This is a genomic window from Isosphaeraceae bacterium EP7 (assembly GCA_038400315.1).
GTDB lineage: Bacteria > Planctomycetota > Planctomycetia > Isosphaerales > Isosphaeraceae > EP7.
The window spans coordinates 2,646,490-2,662,697 of the sequence record CP151667.1; the positions used below are offsets into that span (position 1 = coordinate 2,646,490).

General features: G+C 67.4%; 15 protein-coding genes and 2 pseudogenes. 7 read left to right on the forward strand and 10 right to left on the reverse strand.

Annotated elements, in window-relative coordinates:
- Positions 1 to 39: 39 nt before the first annotated feature.
- A complete protein-coding gene (locus tag EP7_RS10025) occupies positions 40 to 1,344 on the forward strand; it encodes a tetratricopeptide repeat protein (RefSeq protein WP_463527720.1) in 1,305 nt (434 codons plus the stop codon).
- Between the two features lie 73 nt (positions 1,345 to 1,417).
- Here the strand turns inward: EP7_RS10025 and EP7_RS10030 are convergent, their stop codons facing one another.
- Positions 1,418 to 2,659 carry an SGNH/GDSL hydrolase family protein gene (locus EP7_RS10030; RefSeq protein ID WP_463527721.1) on the reverse strand — a complete coding sequence of 414 codons (1,242 nt, stop codon included), beginning with the start codon at positions 2,657 to 2,659 and terminating at the stop codon, positions 1,418 to 1,420.
- A 192-nt stretch (positions 2,660 to 2,851) separates the two neighbouring features.
- Here EP7_RS10030 and EP7_RS10035 point away from each other — a divergent pair, with 192 nt between their 5' ends.
- From EP7_RS10035 to EP7_RS10050, 4 genes and pseudogenes are all read left to right on the forward strand, one after another.
- Positions 2,852 to 3,742, forward strand: a complete 891-nt coding sequence (locus EP7_RS10035) for a phosphoenolpyruvate hydrolase family protein (protein WP_463527722.1) — start codon at positions 2,852 to 2,854, stop codon at positions 3,740 to 3,742.
- A gap of 52 nt (positions 3,743 to 3,794) precedes the next feature.
- Positions 3,795 to 7,919 (forward strand): ThuA domain-containing protein, encoded by a 4,125-nt coding sequence (locus EP7_RS10040; RefSeq protein ID WP_463527723.1) that lies wholly within the window; start codon positions 3,795 to 3,797, stop codon positions 7,917 to 7,919.
- Positions 7,916 to 9,139: a Tm-1-like ATP-binding domain-containing protein gene (locus EP7_RS10045; protein WP_463527724.1), complete on the forward strand. Its 1,224-nt coding sequence runs from the start codon at positions 7,916 to 7,918 to the stop codon at positions 9,137 to 9,139. Before EP7_RS10040 ends, EP7_RS10045 begins: the two co-directional genes overlap by 4 nt.
- Positions 9,140 to 9,179: 40 nt before the next feature.
- Positions 9,180 to 9,664 (forward strand): annotated as a pseudogene (locus EP7_RS10050) (transposase); the annotation flags it as partial.
- A gap of 12 nt (positions 9,665 to 9,676) precedes the next feature.
- Here the strand turns inward: EP7_RS10050 and EP7_RS10055 are convergent.
- From EP7_RS10055 to EP7_RS10080, 6 genes and pseudogenes are all read right to left on the reverse strand, one after another.
- The gene (locus tag EP7_RS10055; protein WP_463527725.1) at positions 9,677 to 10,246 is read right to left on the reverse strand and encodes an IS630 family transposase; all 570 of its coding nucleotides are present in this window, start codon (positions 10,244 to 10,246) and stop codon (positions 9,677 to 9,679) included.
- A complete protein-coding gene (locus tag EP7_RS10060) occupies positions 10,243 to 10,617 on the reverse strand; it encodes an IS630 transposase-related protein (protein WP_463527726.1) in 375 nt (124 codons plus the stop codon). Before EP7_RS10060 ends, EP7_RS10055 begins: the two co-directional genes overlap by 4 nt.
- A 71-nt stretch (positions 10,618 to 10,688) precedes the next feature.
- A complete protein-coding gene (locus EP7_RS10065; RefSeq protein WP_463527727.1) occupies positions 10,689 to 10,991 on the reverse strand; it encodes a hypothetical protein in 303 nt (100 codons plus the stop codon).
- A 21-nt stretch (positions 10,992 to 11,012) separates the two neighbouring features.
- Positions 11,013 to 11,246 (reverse strand): hypothetical protein, encoded by a 234-nt coding sequence (locus EP7_RS10070; protein WP_463527728.1) that lies wholly within the window; start codon positions 11,244 to 11,246, stop codon positions 11,013 to 11,015.
- 41 nt (positions 11,247 to 11,287) lie between these two features.
- Positions 11,288 to 11,899, reverse strand: coding sequence for a helix-turn-helix domain-containing protein (locus EP7_RS10075; RefSeq protein ID WP_463527729.1), 612 nt, complete (start codon positions 11,897 to 11,899; stop codon positions 11,288 to 11,290).
- A gap of 239 nt (positions 11,900 to 12,138) precedes the next feature.
- Positions 12,139 to 12,974: pseudogene (locus EP7_RS10080) on the reverse strand (IS5 family transposase).
- Between the two features lie 127 nt (positions 12,975 to 13,101).
- Between EP7_RS10080 and EP7_RS10085 the strand changes: the two are divergent.
- Positions 13,102 to 13,434, forward strand: a complete 333-nt coding sequence (locus EP7_RS10085; protein WP_463527730.1) for a hypothetical protein — start codon at positions 13,102 to 13,104, stop codon at positions 13,432 to 13,434.
- Here the strand turns inward: EP7_RS10085 and EP7_RS10090 are convergent.
- Together EP7_RS10090 and EP7_RS10095 are read right to left on the reverse strand one after the other, a co-directional pair.
- Positions 13,431 to 13,730, reverse strand: a complete 300-nt coding sequence (locus EP7_RS10090) for a hypothetical protein (RefSeq protein ID WP_463527731.1) — start codon at positions 13,728 to 13,730, stop codon at positions 13,431 to 13,433. The two genes, EP7_RS10085 and EP7_RS10090, sit on opposite strands and share 4 nt — an antisense overlap.
- A 6-nt stretch (positions 13,731 to 13,736) precedes the next feature.
- Entirely contained in the window at positions 13,737 to 14,075 is a 339-nt protein-coding gene (locus EP7_RS10095) for a thermonuclease family protein (protein WP_463527732.1), read from the reverse strand.
- A 346-nt stretch (positions 14,076 to 14,421) separates the two neighbouring features.
- Between EP7_RS10095 and EP7_RS10100 the strand changes: the two genes are divergently transcribed.
- Positions 14,422 to 14,994, forward strand: a complete 573-nt coding sequence (locus tag EP7_RS10100; RefSeq protein WP_463527733.1) for a tetratricopeptide repeat protein — start codon at positions 14,422 to 14,424, stop codon at positions 14,992 to 14,994.
- Positions 14,995 to 14,998: 4 nt separating this feature from the next.
- Here the strand turns inward: EP7_RS10100 and EP7_RS10105 are convergent.
- A protein-coding gene (locus EP7_RS10105; protein WP_463527624.1) for an IS3 family transposase occupies positions 14,999 to 16,146 on the reverse strand; the annotation gives its coding sequence in 2 pieces (ribosomal slippage) (positions 14,999 to 15,876 and positions 15,876 to 16,146; 1,149 coding nt in all).
- Positions 16,147 to 16,208: the final 62 nt, after the last annotated feature.

A 16,208-nucleotide genomic window follows, 5' to 3' on the forward strand; every position in this document is an offset into this window, starting at 1 on the left:
GCCCCATCACGGGTCAGGCCCTGAAATGCGGAGAGGCGGATGGAGACCATCTCGAACCGTTGCCCTCGGGACTTCCTCTCCCGTCGCGCCCGTTGGATCGTCGTGGCCGTCGGGATGGTCCTCGCACTTGCCGCGGTCGGAGTCTGGCACCTCGGGGAGATCCCGGCGCGTACCACGGCGAGGGCCGCGCGACGTGCGGTCGCCGACAGTCAATTTGACGAGGCGGATGCGACGCTCGGGCGCTGGCTGCTGATGCGGCCGAGGTCGGCGGAGGCCTACTATCTCAAAGCCCGGGTCGCGCTGGCCCGGAAGAAGCCCCAGGAGGCGGTCGCGGGTCTGGCTGCTGCCCGGGCGCTGGGATATCCGGCCGCGCCTCTGGATCGGCTCGACGCCATCATTCGCGCCAATGCCGGTCGGCATGCTGAGGCCGAGCCGGTCCTCAGGCGCGTCCTGGAGGAGTCCAAGGCGCCCGACCCGGAGGCCGCCGAGGCCCTGGCCCGGGTCTATCTCGAGACCTATCGATTCCAGGATGCCGCCGTCGTGATTGACCGCTGGATGCGCGATGCGCCGGACGACGCGAAACCCTACCTCTGGCGGACTGAGGTGAATTCGCGACTCAAGAAGGACTCGATCGCCCAGATCCGGGATTATCGTGCGGCCCTGGATCGAGATCCGACCCTCGATCGGGCTCGCCTCGGCCTGGCCGGCGAGCTTCGCCTGGCCGGGCGTCACGCCGAGGCCGCGTCGGTCTATGACTCTTACATCGACCGCAATCCCGACGAGCCCGCCGGACACCTCGGCGCCGGGCTCGTCGCGTTGGACCGGGGGGACGACGCTTCGGCGATCCTCCATCTCGACCGGACGCTGGAACTGGCCCCGGTGAACTCCGCCGCACTCTCGGCGCGGGCGGCGATCGCGGTCCGTCGGCGCGAAGACACCGCCGCGTTGGACTTGCTGGATCGGGCCGTCCGCATCACCCCCCACGATGTCGAGATTCGCCATCGTCGCGGGCTCTGCCTCGCCCGGCTCGGACGACGCGACGAGGCACGGGCGGAGCAGGTGGTGGCGGCGCGCCTCAGGGAGGACGCCCAGCGATTGGGCAAGCTCCAGTTAGCGTTGGTCACGAATCCCGGAGACCTGGGACTCCAGGGTGAGATCGCGCACTGGATGATCGAGCACGGCCACGAGGAGGAAGGAATCCGCTGGGCCAGGAAGATCCTCGACGAGCGGCCCAACGACCTAGAGGCCAATCGCATGATGGTCGAATATCACGAGCGGGGCGGCAGTCCAGGACTGGCGAATTACTACAGGCTCCAGGCCAAAGAGACCCCGCCCCCGAAATGAGCCCGAAGTGCTGAAGAGGTGGCCATTGATCGTGATCACGATTCACTGAGGGATTGGGCCCCGCCTCGTGCCCTCAAGACTTCTTCGCCCCGGCGGGCCGCACCACGAAGTGGAATGGCCTGGGTCTCACGAGCGTGCGCTGGAGGACCTCGATGTGGGCGTTGACGTCGTCGGCCCCCTTCCGGAACGAGTCCCAGTCGGGATAATTGGGCAGGTAATGGTGGGCGGTCCGTCCCGCCAAGGCGAGGTCGTTGCGGGCGTCCGTCAACTCATTCAGACTCCAGGCCTGGGCCTCCCACGGCCCCCCCGGCTCCCAGCCGTCGGCCGTCGCCGAGGAGATGTTCACGCCCGAATCCAGCCGGTCCGCCATGAACGACCCGAGCGATCGGCCGTCGGCCACGACCTCATACCGGCCTTCCGGAAGCCCCTTCACCGCCAGCATGTAGCGATTCAGCTCGTCGGGGATCGGCACGAACCGGAATCGGAGGGCACCGAAGAGGCCGAAGTTGATCGGCAGCCCCTCATCCAGGCGGTCGAATTCCAGGTGCGTGGGATCCCCTTTGAAGTTCGACACTCGGCACCCCTTCGCCTCGACGACCGCGGCCTTACCTGCATCGAGAGTGGCCGAGGAGACGTCGGCAGGGCCGCCCAAGCCCTTGAGGATCGCGAACGCCATGGCCAGTTGCCCGAGGTCATTCAGGTGGATGCCGTCGCCGGCGTGCAGCGTCAGGTCTGCTTTCTCCTTTTCCTCTTTGGCACCGGCTCTTTCGGCCAGGACCTTCCGCTGGATGGCGCGCATCGTACGCTGGACGTCGATGGCCCCTGCGCCGGCGGAGCGGGCGAGGGCCATCCCCTCGTCGCACATCGTCTGGAGGAAGTCATGTTCGCTCTTGTCCGGGTCCTGTCCCGTGATTGCCGCGGAGCAGATAAACACCCGGATCCCGCGATCCTTGCACCGCTCGACGATCCCTCGGATCGCGTCCAGGTAGATCTGCTTGTGCTCGGCGTCGGCCTTCGCCCCCCAGCCGATGTCGTTGACCCCATAGGCGACGATCAGGACGGTCGCGCCGCGGGCGAAGACGTCGCGGTCGAGACGCTTCAGCCCCCCCGCGGCGGTGTCCCCACCCCAGCCCGCGTTGAGGAACCGGACCTTGCGGTCGGGGAAGCGGAGCAGGGTGTAGTTCTCGACAACCTTGCCGTAGGTGCGCGCCGCCGTGATGCTGTCGCCGAGAAAGACCACGGTGTCGCCGTCCCGAAGGGCGAAATCCGCCCCCCCGGCGTGGGGCGAGACCAAGACCAGGGCGAGGAACGACATGGTGGTTTTCAGGGATATTCGCACTGAATAATCCAAAGCTTCACGGGGGCGGCGACTGGGTCTGGGGCTGCCTTCAATCCAGTTATGTCGCGTCGTGTCTCCCGACTGTATACTCGTCGGACGGGTCGGTCCAGCCCTTAGAACGAGCACCCGATCGGTTGGCCGTCGACGGGTCGTCGAGGCATGACGTCGATGGATCGTTATGATCTGGTGGATTACGGGGGGCGTATGATGCGGCGAGAGCGGGCGGAGATCCTCGCGTCATTCCGAGAGAAGGTCGCGAGAGGCGAGCCGATCATCGGCGGCGGGGCGGGGACGGGCCTCTCGGCCAAGTGCGAGGAAGCCGGCGGCATCGATCTCATCGTCATCTACAACTCCGGTCGGTTCCGGATGGCCGGGCGCGGCTCGCTGGCCGGGCTCATGGCCTACGGCAACGCCAATCAGATCGTACGCGAGATGGCCCCGGAGGTCCTCTCCATCGTCGGGCGGACCCCGGTGCTGGCCGGAGTCTGCGGCACCGACCCGTTCCTGCTCCGCGACCAATTCCTGCGCGAGCTGCGCGACCTGGGATTCGCCGGCATCCAGAACTTCCCGACGGTAGGCCTCATTGACGGCCTCTTCCGCGAGAACCTGGAGGAGACCGGGATGAGCTATCGCCTTGAGGTGGAGCTGATCGCGGCGGCCCGCGCGCTCGACCTCCTGACGACGCCCTACGCCTTCAACCCCGAGGAGGCACGAATGATGGCCGAGGCGGGCGCCGACATCATCGTGGCACATATGGGGCTGACGACGGGCGGCACGATCGGCGCACGTACTGCTCGCACGCTCGAGGATTGCGTCGGCGAGGTGCAGGCGATCGCCGATGTCTGCAAATCTGTCCGGTCCGACTGCCTGGTCCTCTGCCACGGCGGCCCGATCTCATCGCCCGAGGACGCGCAATTCATACTCAGCCGTTGCCATGGAGTCGAGGGGTTCTACGGGGCCAGCAGCATGGAGCGATTGCCGGCGGAAACCGCCATTGCCGAACAGGTCGGGCGATTCACGAAGCTGTCGCTGCCAGGGGCCCGTCCGGTCGCGCGGTGAGACGACCACGTCCGCAGCCCCGTTCCGAATTCATGCGGGAAGGACTTCGACGATGCTCCGCAGCCGTATCGCCTCGGTCGCCCTGGGAATCCTCTCGGCCCTCGCCATCAGCGCATCGGCGGCTGGCCAGGACGTCCCCGCCAGACCGATCGAGGCGTGGGCCGATCCCCACCTAAAGGTCACACGCGGCCTCGTGCTCTGGCTGGATGCGGGCCACCTGAACGCGGCCCGCAAGGCCCTCGGCCGCCCGGAGGCGGCCGAGGGCGCGCGGGTCGACCTCTGGTATGACGCCTCGGGCCACGGCCGGCACCTGGCCCAGACACGAGTCGAGGTGCAGCCCTTCTATCAGGACGGCGCCTTGCGGTTCGACGGCGACGCGAGCCACCTCGAACTGGCCGGGATAGGAGGACGGTTCCGGGAAATCACCCTCTTCGTCGTCGCCGCGCCCCTCGGCAACGCGGGGGGCTTCCGCGCCTTCATGGCGATCAACCAGGAGGGCAAGGATGACTTCACCAGCGGGCTGAATCTCGACATGGGATTCGGGTTTTCGTCGCGATTCGAGACGATCAACGTCGAGGGGAACGGCTTCGGCGGGATGGCCAATCTGATGGCCAGCCCCTCCGATTTCGGCGTCGTCCGGCGGATGACCGTCACCTCGACACCCGGCCCCGGCGGCACGAAGACTTACCTCGACGGCCGACCCGGCGGTTCGCGCGACCGCAAGGATTCGGTCCTCATCGCGGACAGGGTCACCGTGGGGGCCCGCCGGTATGGGGCCGACGCCGTCCGCGGGTTCCTCGACGGCGACATCTTGCAGGTCCTGGTCTACGACCGCGTGCTCGATGAAGCTGAGCGCACACAGGTCGAGGGCTTCCTTGCCGCCCGATATGGCGGGAAGGCCCCGATCGTCCGCCCCGGCCGGCCGGCCGTTGGCAAGCCGCTGGTCTCCGTAGCGAACCCACCCGCGGTTCAGATGCTGGTGCCGGGCTTCTCCGCGCGGGAACTGCCCGTCGACCTGTCGAACATCAACAACATCAAGTATCGGCCGGACGGCAAGCTGGTCGCCCTCGCCTACGACGGGAATCTCTACCTCCTCTCCGACAGCAACGGGACGGGAGTCGAGGACAGGGTCGAGCGATTTTGGATGAACAAGGGGGGGATCAACGCTCCGATCGGCATGGCGCTGACGCCTCCGGGCTATCCCCTGGGCGAGGGCGTCTTCGTGGCCAGCAAGGGGAAGATTTCGCTCATCACGGACGTCGACCGCGACGGCAAGGCCGACCGGGAGATCGTCGTCGCCACGGGGTGGAAGGAACTCCCGCACGGCGTCGACGCCCTGGGCGTGGCGGTTGACGAGGCGGGGGCCGTCTACTTCGGGCTCGGGGTAACGAACTTCACCAACCCCTACCTTGTCGGTGCGTCGGGCGAGGCGGCGTACGACCTGAAGGGCGAGCACGGCACGATCCAGAAGGTCGCGCCCGACTTCGGCAGGCGCGAGATCATCGCCACGGGGATCCGGTTCCCGGTCGGGATGGCATTCAACCGCCACGGAGACTTCTTCGCGACCGACCAGGAGGGGGCGACCTGGCTCCCCAACGGGAACCCGTTCGATGAGCTGCTGCACATCCGGCCGGGGAGGCACTACGGGTTCCCCCCGCGTCACCCGAAGTACCTCCCCTCGGTGGTCGACGAGCCCAGCGTGTTCGACTATGCCCCGCAGCATCAATCCACCTGCGGCCTCAACTTCAATGAGCCGGTGAGCGGAGGTCCAACCTTTGGTCCGGCCTTCTGGGCGGGAGACGCGCTGGTCACCGGCTACTCGCGAGGCAAGCTTTACCGGACGAAGCTGGCGAAGACCGAGGCCGGCTACGTCGCGCAGACGCACGTCTTCGCCGTCCTGAATATGCTCCCCGTCGACGCCTGCGTCTCGCCCCGAGGCGATCTCGTGGTCGCGGTCCACAGCGGCCTGCCGGACTGGGGGAGCGGGCCGAAGGGGAAGGGCAAGCTCTACAAGGTCACGTACAACGACCACGATGCCCCCCAGCCGGTGCTCGCCTGGGCCTCGGGGCCACAAGAGGCGAGCGTCGCGTTCGACCGTCCGCTCGACCTGGCGAGCCTGAAAGACCTGGCCAGGAACCTCACCCTCGAGTACGGCAAGTCAGTTGGCCCCGGCGACCGATACGAGTCCCTGCGCCCGCCCTACGATGCGGTGGCCCGGCAGTTGAACGCGCCCCGGTTCGGGCTCCCGATCTACTCGGCCAAGGTCTCCGCCGACCGACGTTCGCTGCACCTGACAACCGCCCCGCACCCCGAACTGGGCACGTACGTCATCAACTCACCGGGCCTGGGGCGGCCCGATCGGGCGAAGATCCCTGCGGCTGCGATGCCCCAGGACGCCGACGTGGATCTCGCCTATGACCTTACCGGCGCCGACGTCACCTGGAAGCCCGAGTCGGGGCCAGGGAGCTGGGCCGGCTGGCTGCCGCACCTCGACCTAGCCGTCTCCCGCAATTTCACCGTCGGGAGCGCGGAGCACGATCGACTCTGGGATGTCCTGGGGCGGCCGGGCCGCTTGACCCTCAAGTCCAGGCTCGACCTCTGGCAGATGCTCCGACCGGCCGTCCAGCCCGGCTCGACCGCAGGTTACACCCTGCCGGACGAGAAGGTCACGATGACTTTCACCGGCTCCGGTCCGATCCAGGTCACCACGCCCGCAGGGAGCGTTCCCGCCGAAGCCGACAAGGAGGGCCTCTACCGTGTCCGGGTCGCGGTGTCGCCGAGGGAGCGCGAGCCGCTGCCGCTGGAGGTCGCCCTGGAGACGGGAGGTCGGGCGACCCTGGAAGTGTCCTACACGACGGCCGAGGACCCTCGACCCCGGGCGTTGCCACTCAGGCGACTCCTGCTGCCGTGGGCGGCCTTGACGAAGCGAGCGGACACGTTCGCGGAGCGGGATATCCCGGAGTTGTTGGGGGGCAACTGGTCACGAGGCCGGGCCATCTTCACCGGATCCGAGGCCCGGTGCGCCACCTGCCACCGGGTGCGCAGCCTGGGAGATGACATCGGCCCCGACCTCTCGAACCTTATCCACCGCGACTATGCGTCGGTGCTCCGCGACATCCACGCGCCGAGCGCCGCCATCAACCCCGATTACGTTGCCTACTCCGTCGCCCTGACGGACGGCCGGGTCCTGCAGGGCACGCTGCGCACCGAGGCCGACGGCCTGGTCGTGAGCGACACTGCCGGCGTGCGGACAACGGTCTCCCGATCGTCGGTCGATGAGACTGCCCCCTCGGCGGTCTCAATGATGCCCGACGGGATCGACGCGGCCCTCGGCCCGAAAAAGCTGCGCGACCTGCTCACGTTCCTCCTGACCGACCCGATCGGCCCGGCAAAAATCGAGTACCAGGGCTCTCCGCCCCCTCCGCCGCGGCGCCGACACGAGCTCGACGCGGTCCTGAAGGGGAGCGTCCCGATCGCAAACCCGCGAAAACTCCGGATCGTCCTGGCGGGGGGCCCCAAGGACCACGGGCCGGGCGAGCACGACTATCCCCTCTGGCTGAAGCGCTGGTCGCCCCTGTTAGCGACGGACGAGTCCCTCACCGTCGAGACGTCGGCGGGCTGGCCATCCCCCCAGCAGCTCGAGACGGCCGATGTCGTCGTCTTTTACTCCAACAACCCCGGCTGGGACGCGGCGAAGGCCGAGCAGCTCGACCTCTTCTTCGCCCGGGGCGGCGGGGTCGTCCTGATCCATTACGCGGTCGACGGCCATGACGCCTCGGAGGCCCTGGCGGATCGGATCGGCCTGGCTTGGAAGGCGGGTCGATCGAAGTTCCGCCACGGGCAGCTCGAGGTGGACTTCTCCGGGTCGAAGCACCCGATCACCCGGGGTTTCGGCCGGCTCAAGCTCGTGGACGAGAGTTATTGGAATCTCGTCGGCGACCCGTCGCGGATCGACCTGCTGGGGACTGGGGCGGAGGAAGGCGGGCCGCGGCCGCTCTTCTGGGCCCGCCAGACGGGGAAAGGGAGGGTCTTCGTGAGCCTCCCCGGCCATTTCACGTGGACGTTCGACGACCCACTCTTCCGCGTCCTGATGCTGCGCGGGATGGCCTGGGTCGCGGGCGAGCCGGTCGATCGTTTCAACGAGTTGGCGACCCCGGGCGCGAGGATCGATGAATGAAGGCCGTCTATCTGCTGGCGACGCTCGACACCAAGGGGATCGAGGCGGCCTTCGTCCGCGACACCTTGGTCGCCCGCGGGGTCGCCACCGTCGTGGTCGACACCGGGTGCCTGGGTGCGCCAACGATCGAAGCCAACGTCTCGCGAGCGGAGGTCTTCAAGGCGGCAGGCCTATCGCTGTCGGACTTGGTCGCGCAGAACGACCGTGGGGCCGCAGTGACCGGGGCCACGCTCGGGGCGACCCGGCTCGTGGCCGAGGCCGCCGCGCGCGGCGAGGTCGCCGGGGTGCTGGCGTTGGGCGGTTCGGCGGGCACGGCCATCGGCACTTCGGCCATGCGTGCCCTGCCGATCGGCATCCCGAAGGTCATGGTCAGCACCGTGGCCTCGGGTCAGGTCCGGCCGTATGTAGGCGACAAGGACATCCTGATGCTGAACTCGGTGGTCGACATCCTCGGCCTGAACCGGATCAGCCGGACGATCCTCGGCGAGGCGGCCCGGGCGATGGCCGGCCTGGTCATCTTCGCCGACGACTCCGCCGCGGTCGCGGCCTCGTCGGATCGGCCGCTGGTGGCCGTAACCATGTTCGGCGTCACGACGCCCTGCGTCATGAGGGCGCGCGACGTCCTGGAGGGGGCCGGCTACGAAGTGCTCGTCTTCCACGCCACCGGCAACGGTGGGCTGGCCATGGAGTCCCTGATCCGCGACGGCCTGATCGCCGGGGTGCTCGACCTCACGACAACCGAGCTCGCCGACGAGCTGGTCGGGGGGGTCTTCTCCGCCGGCCCGACCCGGCTAACCGCCGCCGCAGAGGCGGGGATCCCGCAGGTCGTCTCCGTAGGCGCGCTCGACATGGTCAACTTCGGCGCCCTCGAGACTGTCCCGGCGCGATTCGCAGGGCGGACGCTCCACCGCCACAACGCGAACGTAACCCTGATGCGCACGACCGTCGACGAGAACACGGCGATTGGAGCCGAGATCGGACGGAAGCTCGCCAGGGCGGGCCGCGAAGCGGAGGTCTGGATCCCGCTCCGGGGCGTCTCGGCGATCGACGCTCCCGGACAACACTTCGAAGACCAAGCCGCCCGCCATGCTCTGTTCGCCGCAGTGCGCTCGCACGCCGGGGAGATCTCCGTCGTCGAGGTCGATCGTCACATCAACGATCCTGAATTCGCCGAGGCCGTGGCAAACCGACTGATCGAGCTCCTAACACTACTCCATTAGCTCCTAAGAACGAACCTCTCGGTCGGTTCGTCATGAGGGGATGAACCGCACCTACACTCCCGAACTCGCCCCCGAAGTTCTTGCCCGGCTCGACGCCTTCGCTGACCGCTTCCGCGGCGACTTCAACCGACCACGCCAGGCCGCCTACAGCGGCGTCTACCTGCACTGCAGGGGCTGCTCCTCGACGGCGACCGCGAGAGCATCGAGCCGCTCTCTCGCAGGGTCACCCTCCCGGCCGGCCTGGTGGTCGCCGACCTCGACCAGGCGCTGCAGCCGTTCGTCGGCCAGAGCACCTGGGACGAGCAGGCCGTCTGGAGGCGCTATCGCTCGATCATGGCGGAGACCTTCGCCTCGCCCGCGGGGATCTTCGTCGTCGACGACACCGGCTTCCCCAAGCAGGGCAGGCTCTCCGCCGGCGTCCAGCGGCAGTACTGCGGCGCCTCGGGCAGGAAGGCCAATTGCCAGGTCGCCCCCTGGGTCCACTACGTCTTGCCGAAGGGGCACTACCCGCTGGCGATGCGGCTCTAGAGCAGTTCCCTATTGAACGTGGCGATATCCCGAATGATGAAACCATCCAAGGATATTGGCCGGTGTGACTGACCTCAGGCCGTCTCCCATCGCGCCGATCAGGTCGTCCACGCTCCTCGCCTCGGCCGATCGCAGGGACTCCTTGAGCTTGCTGAACATCGCCTCGATCGGGTTCAGGTCGGGGCTGTAGGCCGGCAGGTAGCGGACCTCGGCGCCGGCGGCGGCGACCAAGCGGGCCACCTCGGCAGTCTTGTGGCATGAGAGGTTGTCCATCACCACGATGTCACAGGGCCTGAGTGTCGGGGCCAGGCACTCGCCGATGTCGGCCTCGAAGCAGGCGCTGTTCGTCGCCCCGTCGAAGGCCAGGCAGGCCCCGATGCCGCCGAGGCGGACCGCCGCGGTCAGGGTGAGCACCTTCCAGTGGCCGTGCGGCACCGCCGCATCGACCCGCTTGCCGCGCGGGGACCGTGCGTACCGCCTGGTCATCGCGGTCGTCGCGCCGCTCTCGTCCAGAAAGACCAGGCGGGACGGGTCGACGCCGGTGAACTCGGCCCGCCAGGCCGCCCTGGCCTCCTTCAAGTCGGGCCGGTCCTGCTCGGCGGCCCGGGGCGACTTTTTTTGCGCGTGATGCCCAGCCGTCTCAGCGCCCGGTCGGTGGCCGAGGTGCCGCAGGCCACGCCGGCGGCGGCCGCCAGCTGCCTGAGCGTGGCATCGGGATCGGCCGCGACGGCGTTGCAGAGCCGCTCGGCCGCCTCGCCGGAGAAGGCCGGGGCCCGGCCCCCGCCGTGCGGCCTCGGCGCGATCGAGCCGGTCTCCCGGCGCCTCTTGAGCAGCAGGCGGACCCAGGACTGGCTGACGGAGAATCGTTCGGCGACCTCGGCGCGCGTCTGAATCCCCTCATCGCAGGCGGCAATGACCCGCTCCCGCAGGTCCATCGAGTATGCGGCCATTCTCCGTGCCCTCCTATCACGGAGAATCGGAGAAAAGCACGCCACGTTCAATGGGGAACTGCTCTAGTGGGTCATTTGCGTTGAGGATGATTATAAACCAACTTTGATCGCCGGACCGGCCTCCGTGTGCACGCCCCGGACCCGCCCAGCCGGTGCCCGCGATCTCGCTGCCGGCGTCCCCGCTCCGCCCGCTTGCCGCCCCACTCGAACGGCGTCGGCGACCGATTCCATTGTTCCGTCACCGCCTCGAGCCGGGCGATGAACTCCGCCGGACTGCCCGGCTCCTGGCCCTCCAGCGCCCGCCGCTTGAGGATCCGCTGCAGGCTCTCGGCCATGTTCAGCCACGACCCGCCCAGCGGCGTGCCCAGCGGCATGATCCCTCGGGCGAACAGCCATCAGACGAACTCCGGCGTCTTATGCCCGACCAGGTTGTCCAGCACCAGGAGCATCCGCAACGGCGGCAACTCGGCCGGCAGGGTCGGCTTGATCGGCAGCCCCTCCTGCCACCGCTCCCACGCCCCTCGCATCGACGCCGCGGTCGGCGTCGTGGGCAAGGGTAAGGACGCCAGGATCGTCGTCAATTCTTCCTTGAGCCAGGCATGGAGCACCGAGTTGGGGCAGGTGGTCACGCCCTTGACCCGAGCCCGGCCGTCGGCGGGGTGGAACAGCGTCAGGGCCTTGGCCGCCCCGTTACGGACATACTCGTGCGGTCGTCGGGCCGGCTGTCCCTCGGGGCACCAGGACTGGACGGGTTGGGGGACCGTCTGGAACGGCCCAGCCTGATCGGTGCACCAGACCGATAGGCCCATCGCCTCGCCAGCCCGGTAGGCGTCCTCGATGCACTTGTTTTCGAGGGCGTGTCCGGGTCGGTGACGAGGACGGGACCACTCTTGCGAATGCGGAGGACGGTCCCGGTGGGGCACCAGGTGCGGCTGCGTTGATGCGAGGAGTTGGCCTCGCGGAGGACCAGCCAGATCGTGTAGGTGGAGACCTTGGGCAGGCCATCGGGTGCCGAGCGGAGGGCCTTCTGCAGGGTGGTCGGGCTCCAGGTCGCCGTGCCGTCGGCCTCCGGGGTCGGCGTGCGTCGTGCCTCGCGGAGGATCCGCTCGGTCGCCTCCTGATCGTAGGTACGCCGTTGCCCGCCGCCGTGGCGTGGGTCGAGGGCGGTCAGGCCCTCGGCGTTGAAGCGGGCGACCAGGTTCGAGACGGCGACGCCGGAACGCCGCCCGGCGGAGAGGGCGGGCTGCGGATCATCCTCACCTCGGGCGACGGCCAGGAGCATGATCGCTCGGGCGACGCGGGCAGCGGGCTCGGTCTGCGCTGCGATCGACTGATCCGGAGGAGGAAGGCGGCCTCTTCGTCGGCGAGTGGGCGAAGAGGGTCCTTCTTGAGACGCGACATCGTTGACCTCCGTGGGATCAGAGGTCGTTAATGCTAGCAGATCGTCGGTTCTATAGTCACGTGCAAGACAAACGACCCACCAGTATTACAGTTGTAACTAGCCTCTGTCTGACGGAGGGGTTATATGGTCAATAGCCTCAGATATCTCTGCATCATGGCCAACTTCACCGTGGCCAGGTAGTTGAGTGCCAGCTTGTCGAACCGCGTCGCCACGGCGCGGCACTCCTTCATCTAGCCGACGCACTGCTCCACCACCGACCGCCGGCGGTACGCCTCGGAGTCGAATCGCACGCGGCCGTCTCCGGGCCGCTGGTCCGACCGGCGCGGGATCACCGCCCGGATGCCGTGCCGCGCCAGCCATCGGCGGATCCGCGGGTCGCTGTAGGCCTTGTCGCCGGCCAGGGCGACCGGGCGGCACCGCGGTCGGCCCCGTCGGCCCCGCAGCCGCACCTCGCCCATGGCCCGCTCGAACTGGGTGGACTCGTGCCGCTGGCCCGGCGTGATCACCGCCGCCAGCGGGATGCCGCGGCCGTCGCAGACCAGGTGGACCTTGGTGCCGAAGCCGCCGCGGGACCGGCCCAGGGCGTGGTCCTCCGGCTCGCCGGCTCGTTTTTTTTCGACGCCCCGGCGGCCGCCCGCGCGGCGCGGATGACGGTGCCGTCGATGCAGAACAACTCGGCGTCGATGAGCCCCTCGGCGTTGAGCCGGACCTGGAGTCGCTCGAGCATGCGGTCGATCAGCCCCGCCTTGCGCATGGCGTTGAAGCGGTGGTAGACCGTCTGCCACGGCCCATAACGCTCGGGCAGGTCGCGCCAGGGGACGCCGGCTCGCATCCGCCACAGGGCGCCGTTGAGGACGGTGCGGTGGTCGGCCCAGCGGCCGCCGCGTCCCTGCGCCGGGAAGAGGTCGGCGATCAGGGCCCATTGTTCATCGGTCAGCTCATGCCGCTTCGCCATGACATCCTCGCAAGATGCTGCAAGGCGACAAGATAGCGACGCGGTCATCCCTCAGACAGAGGCTAGGCGCGTGCCGCAGCGGCATCCACGCCTCGCCGTCGATCTCGTCGGCGGGTAGGATGCCCCCATGGCTTACGACGTCATCCTCGAATCAGTCTCGCCTGGCTTCCACGGGCCGGTCGTCGCCGCTCTGCTCACCGTCCGCATCCCGAGCCGGACGAAGTGGGCGGAAGTCGCGGGATTCCGCAACGCGACCACGGTAGGCCTGGGCCTGGACCCGGCGAAGGCCGAGCGGCTCGCTACCTCGGCTCCGGTCACCATCGCGAAAGGTGTGACCGCCGAGGACGCAGTGCACATCAAGGCCTATCTCGAGGCGGGCCATTACCCCGAGAAGAAAGAATGGCCGCGCCCGGAGCCGGGCCACGGCTGTTGCGTGTTAAGCATTCGAAGTTTGGGTTAACGACAATCCCCGGCCTTCCGATACCCAGCCTTCTCCGCTTCCGCAACCGAGCCAAAGGTCACCCGGTTTGCTTCCTTCATCGCGGCCGCTCCCCGGCAATGCGGCTTGTGATACAGGAAGCTCTTGCGGTTCCCGACAACTCCCGCCGTCACGGCAACGCCCACGCCCTTCCGCCATTCCCACGGCGGGACTGGCTTCTCCGCGCTCCAAAGCCCGATCTTGATCTTCTTGGCACACACCTGCGCCCGGATCAGCAAGATGTCGTCCGGGGCGTATTTGCGGTAATGCCAGGCCATCCCGAGTCAGGCCATCCCGAGTTCAAGTATTTCCCGGTTGAGCCAGACGCCATCGGGCAAAAACACGTCGGCAACAGTTCGGCCATAACGGTCGGTGTCCTTTACCTTGACCGTCACATCCTTGCCGAACGCCAGGTCTGATGCCGCCTGCTTGGCACGCGAGCCGAAATCCTGGCCGGTTTCTGGAGCGTCAATTCCGTGAAGCCTGACCTTCACCTGCGTCTTGTCGGCCTTCAGCACGGTAATCGTGTCGCCGTTGGAGATGCCGACGACGCGCGCGGCGTAGTCCGTGGCGAAGCTGGGGGAGGCGAAGAGCAGGAGGAGTGCGGTGAAAAGTAACTTCATAAAGAGAGGGTAGTTCGAGGAAATCTTTCAAGCCAGCGGAATCGTTAAATTACCGCACCGGTGATGTTTCTTTAACCCTCGGCGGCTCCGCTCCGAAGGTTGACCGTAGGGTTTAACGGCAAAGGCTTGATCGTGAAAATCGCCAGGGGGCATCGCCAGCGCTTATCAAATCGGTCTGCATCGCACTCGCATTCTTGGCCTTGATCCCAGAGGCAACCTCGGCGGGCGGATCTCGCGGGTCGGTCAGTGTCGGGGTTACACGAGGAGGGATGGGACTCATGTTAGGCCGCACATGCGTTCGGCCCCGGATGGAATTTTCAGCAATAACTGGTCGACGAGGGGCAATGTGAATCCCTACACCGGCGCGGTGGGGACGAAAACACGCGATCCCAACGGATCCTGGGTAGGCGGAAGCTCCTCTTATGCAGGGACGTCAGCCACGATCAACTATGGCTATTCCGCCCCAGCACCCCAGACATCGGCAGAATCGCTTCACTTAGGGTTCCGATCGGTGGGGACACAGGACACAGAAATCGAGGCCCCCAGTCGGCAGCCAATTGTCCTCACGGAAGCCGAAAAGGCGATCCTCTTGAAAGAAGAGGCCGAGCGGATTCAACTCCTCGAGCGCGAGGAAATCCGACTGAGATCCCTCCAATACGCCGAGGTTGGGCTGGCTCATTACGTTGCGGGCAACTTCCGCTCGGCAATCGTCGAGTACAATCGGGCAATCGCCCTCGACCCGACGAATCCGAAACTCTTTTACTGCCGCGGCACGATGTACAGCCGGCTCGGCGATTTCGACCAGGCCATCGTGGACTTGAACAAGGCAATCTCTCTCAAGGGGGATTTTAAGGAGGCGCACATCGGCATTGGGTATGTCTACAGTGGACTTCCCCACGAATGGCGAGCGCCGGGTTAACGGTTTATGAGGCTTTTTCGTACTCGGCGGGTGACAGGTAGCCCAGCGACGAATGCCGCCGGACTCGATTGAAGAAGACCTCGATGTACTCGAAGATGCTCGCCCTCGCCTCCGCCCTCGTCGCGAAGTTCTCGCCCTGAGTCAGCTCCTTTTTCAGGCTCGCGAAGAAGCTCTCCATCGGCGCATTATCCCAGCAGTTCGCCCGACGGCTCATGCTGCCGGTGATCCCGTGCCTGGCCAGCACCCCCCGGTAGTGCTCGCTGGCGTACTGGCTCCCCCGGTCCGAATGGGTCACCAACCCCGCGACGGGCCGCCGGCCGGCCAAGGCCATCTCCAGGGCGTCGACGACCAGCCGGCTGTCGATCCGCTCGGACATCGACCAGCCCACGATCCGCCGCGAGTGGAGGTCCTCCACCGCCGCCAGGTAGAGCCACCCCTCGGCGGTGGCCACATAGGTGATGTCGGCCGTCCAGGCCCGATCCGGGGCCCCCGGCTCGAACTCGCGGTTCAGGACGTTCTCGGCCACGGGGCGGTCGTGGTTGGAGTCGGTCGTGACGCGGAACTTCCGCCTCGTCCTGGCGGCGATCCCCTCCCGACGCATCAGCTTGGCCACGGTGTTCACGCAGCAGGGCTCGCCCCGTGCGATCAACTCGGCGTGAATTCGAGGGCTTCCGTAGCGGGCCTTCACTTCGCCGTGGATCGCCTTGATCGAGACGACCAGGGCCTCGCGCCTCCGGGCCTGCTCGCTGTCCGGCCTTCCCCGCCAGTCGTAGTAGCCGCCGGCGGAGACGCGCAGGACCCGGCACATCAGCCGGACCGGCCATCGATCTCGGTGGCGCTCGACGAAGCCGTACCTCATGACGACTCCCTGGCGAAGAAGGCCGTCGCTTTTTTCAAGATGTCGCGCTCCATCGTGAGCCGCTTGACCTCGGCCCGCAGCCGACGCAGCTCCTCCTCGTGCGCGGGCGGGTTCCCCTTGCCGGGGAAGGCCTGGTCACCGCCCTCGGCCGGGGCCCGCTTCCAGCCCCGCAGCAGGCTCTCGGAGAGGTCGAGGTCGCGTGCGACCTCGGCGACGCTCTTGCCCTGCTCGTTGACGAGCTTGACGGCCTGGGCCTTGAACTCGGGTGTGAAGGTTCGTCGTGTCGTCGCCATCGGGGGACTCCTGGGTTCGAGCTTATGCTCTTAACCCGGCGCCCGCTATCCGTGGGAAAGTC

Coding starts and splice junctions, on each gene's coding strand:
- EP7_RS10025 (WP_463527720.1), top strand. CDS start 40: ATGGAGACCATCTCGAACCGTTGCCCTCGGGACTTCCTCTCCCGTCGC.
- EP7_RS10030 (WP_463527721.1), bottom strand. CDS start 2,659: ATGTCGTTCCTCGCCCTGGTCTTGGTCTCGCCCCACGCCGGGGGGGCG.
- EP7_RS10035 (WP_463527722.1), top strand. CDS start 2,852: ATGGATCGTTATGATCTGGTGGATTACGGGGGGCGTATGATGCGGCGA.
- EP7_RS10040 (WP_463527723.1), top strand. CDS start 3,795: ATGCTCCGCAGCCGTATCGCCTCGGTCGCCCTGGGAATCCTCTCGGCC.
- EP7_RS10045 (WP_463527724.1), top strand. CDS start 7,916: ATGAAGGCCGTCTATCTGCTGGCGACGCTCGACACCAAGGGGATCGAG.
- EP7_RS10060 (WP_463527726.1), bottom strand. CDS start 10,617: ATGGCCGCATACTCGATGGACCTGCGGGAGCGGGTCATTGCCGCCTGC.
- EP7_RS10065 (WP_463527727.1), bottom strand. CDS start 10,991: ATGCCGCTGGGCACGCCGCTGGGCGGGTCGTGGCTGAACATGGCCGAG.
- EP7_RS10075 (WP_463527729.1), bottom strand. CDS start 11,899: ATGCTCCTGGCCGTCGCCCGAGGTGAGGATGATCCGCAGCCCGCCCTC.
- EP7_RS10085 (WP_463527730.1), top strand. CDS start 13,102: ATGGCTTACGACGTCATCCTCGAATCAGTCTCGCCTGGCTTCCACGGG.
- EP7_RS10090 (WP_463527731.1), bottom strand. CDS start 13,730: ATGGCCTGGCATTACCGCAAATACGCCCCGGACGACATCTTGCTGATC.
- EP7_RS10095 (WP_463527732.1), bottom strand. CDS start 14,075: ATGAAGTTACTTTTCACCGCACTCCTCCTGCTCTTCGCCTCCCCCAGC.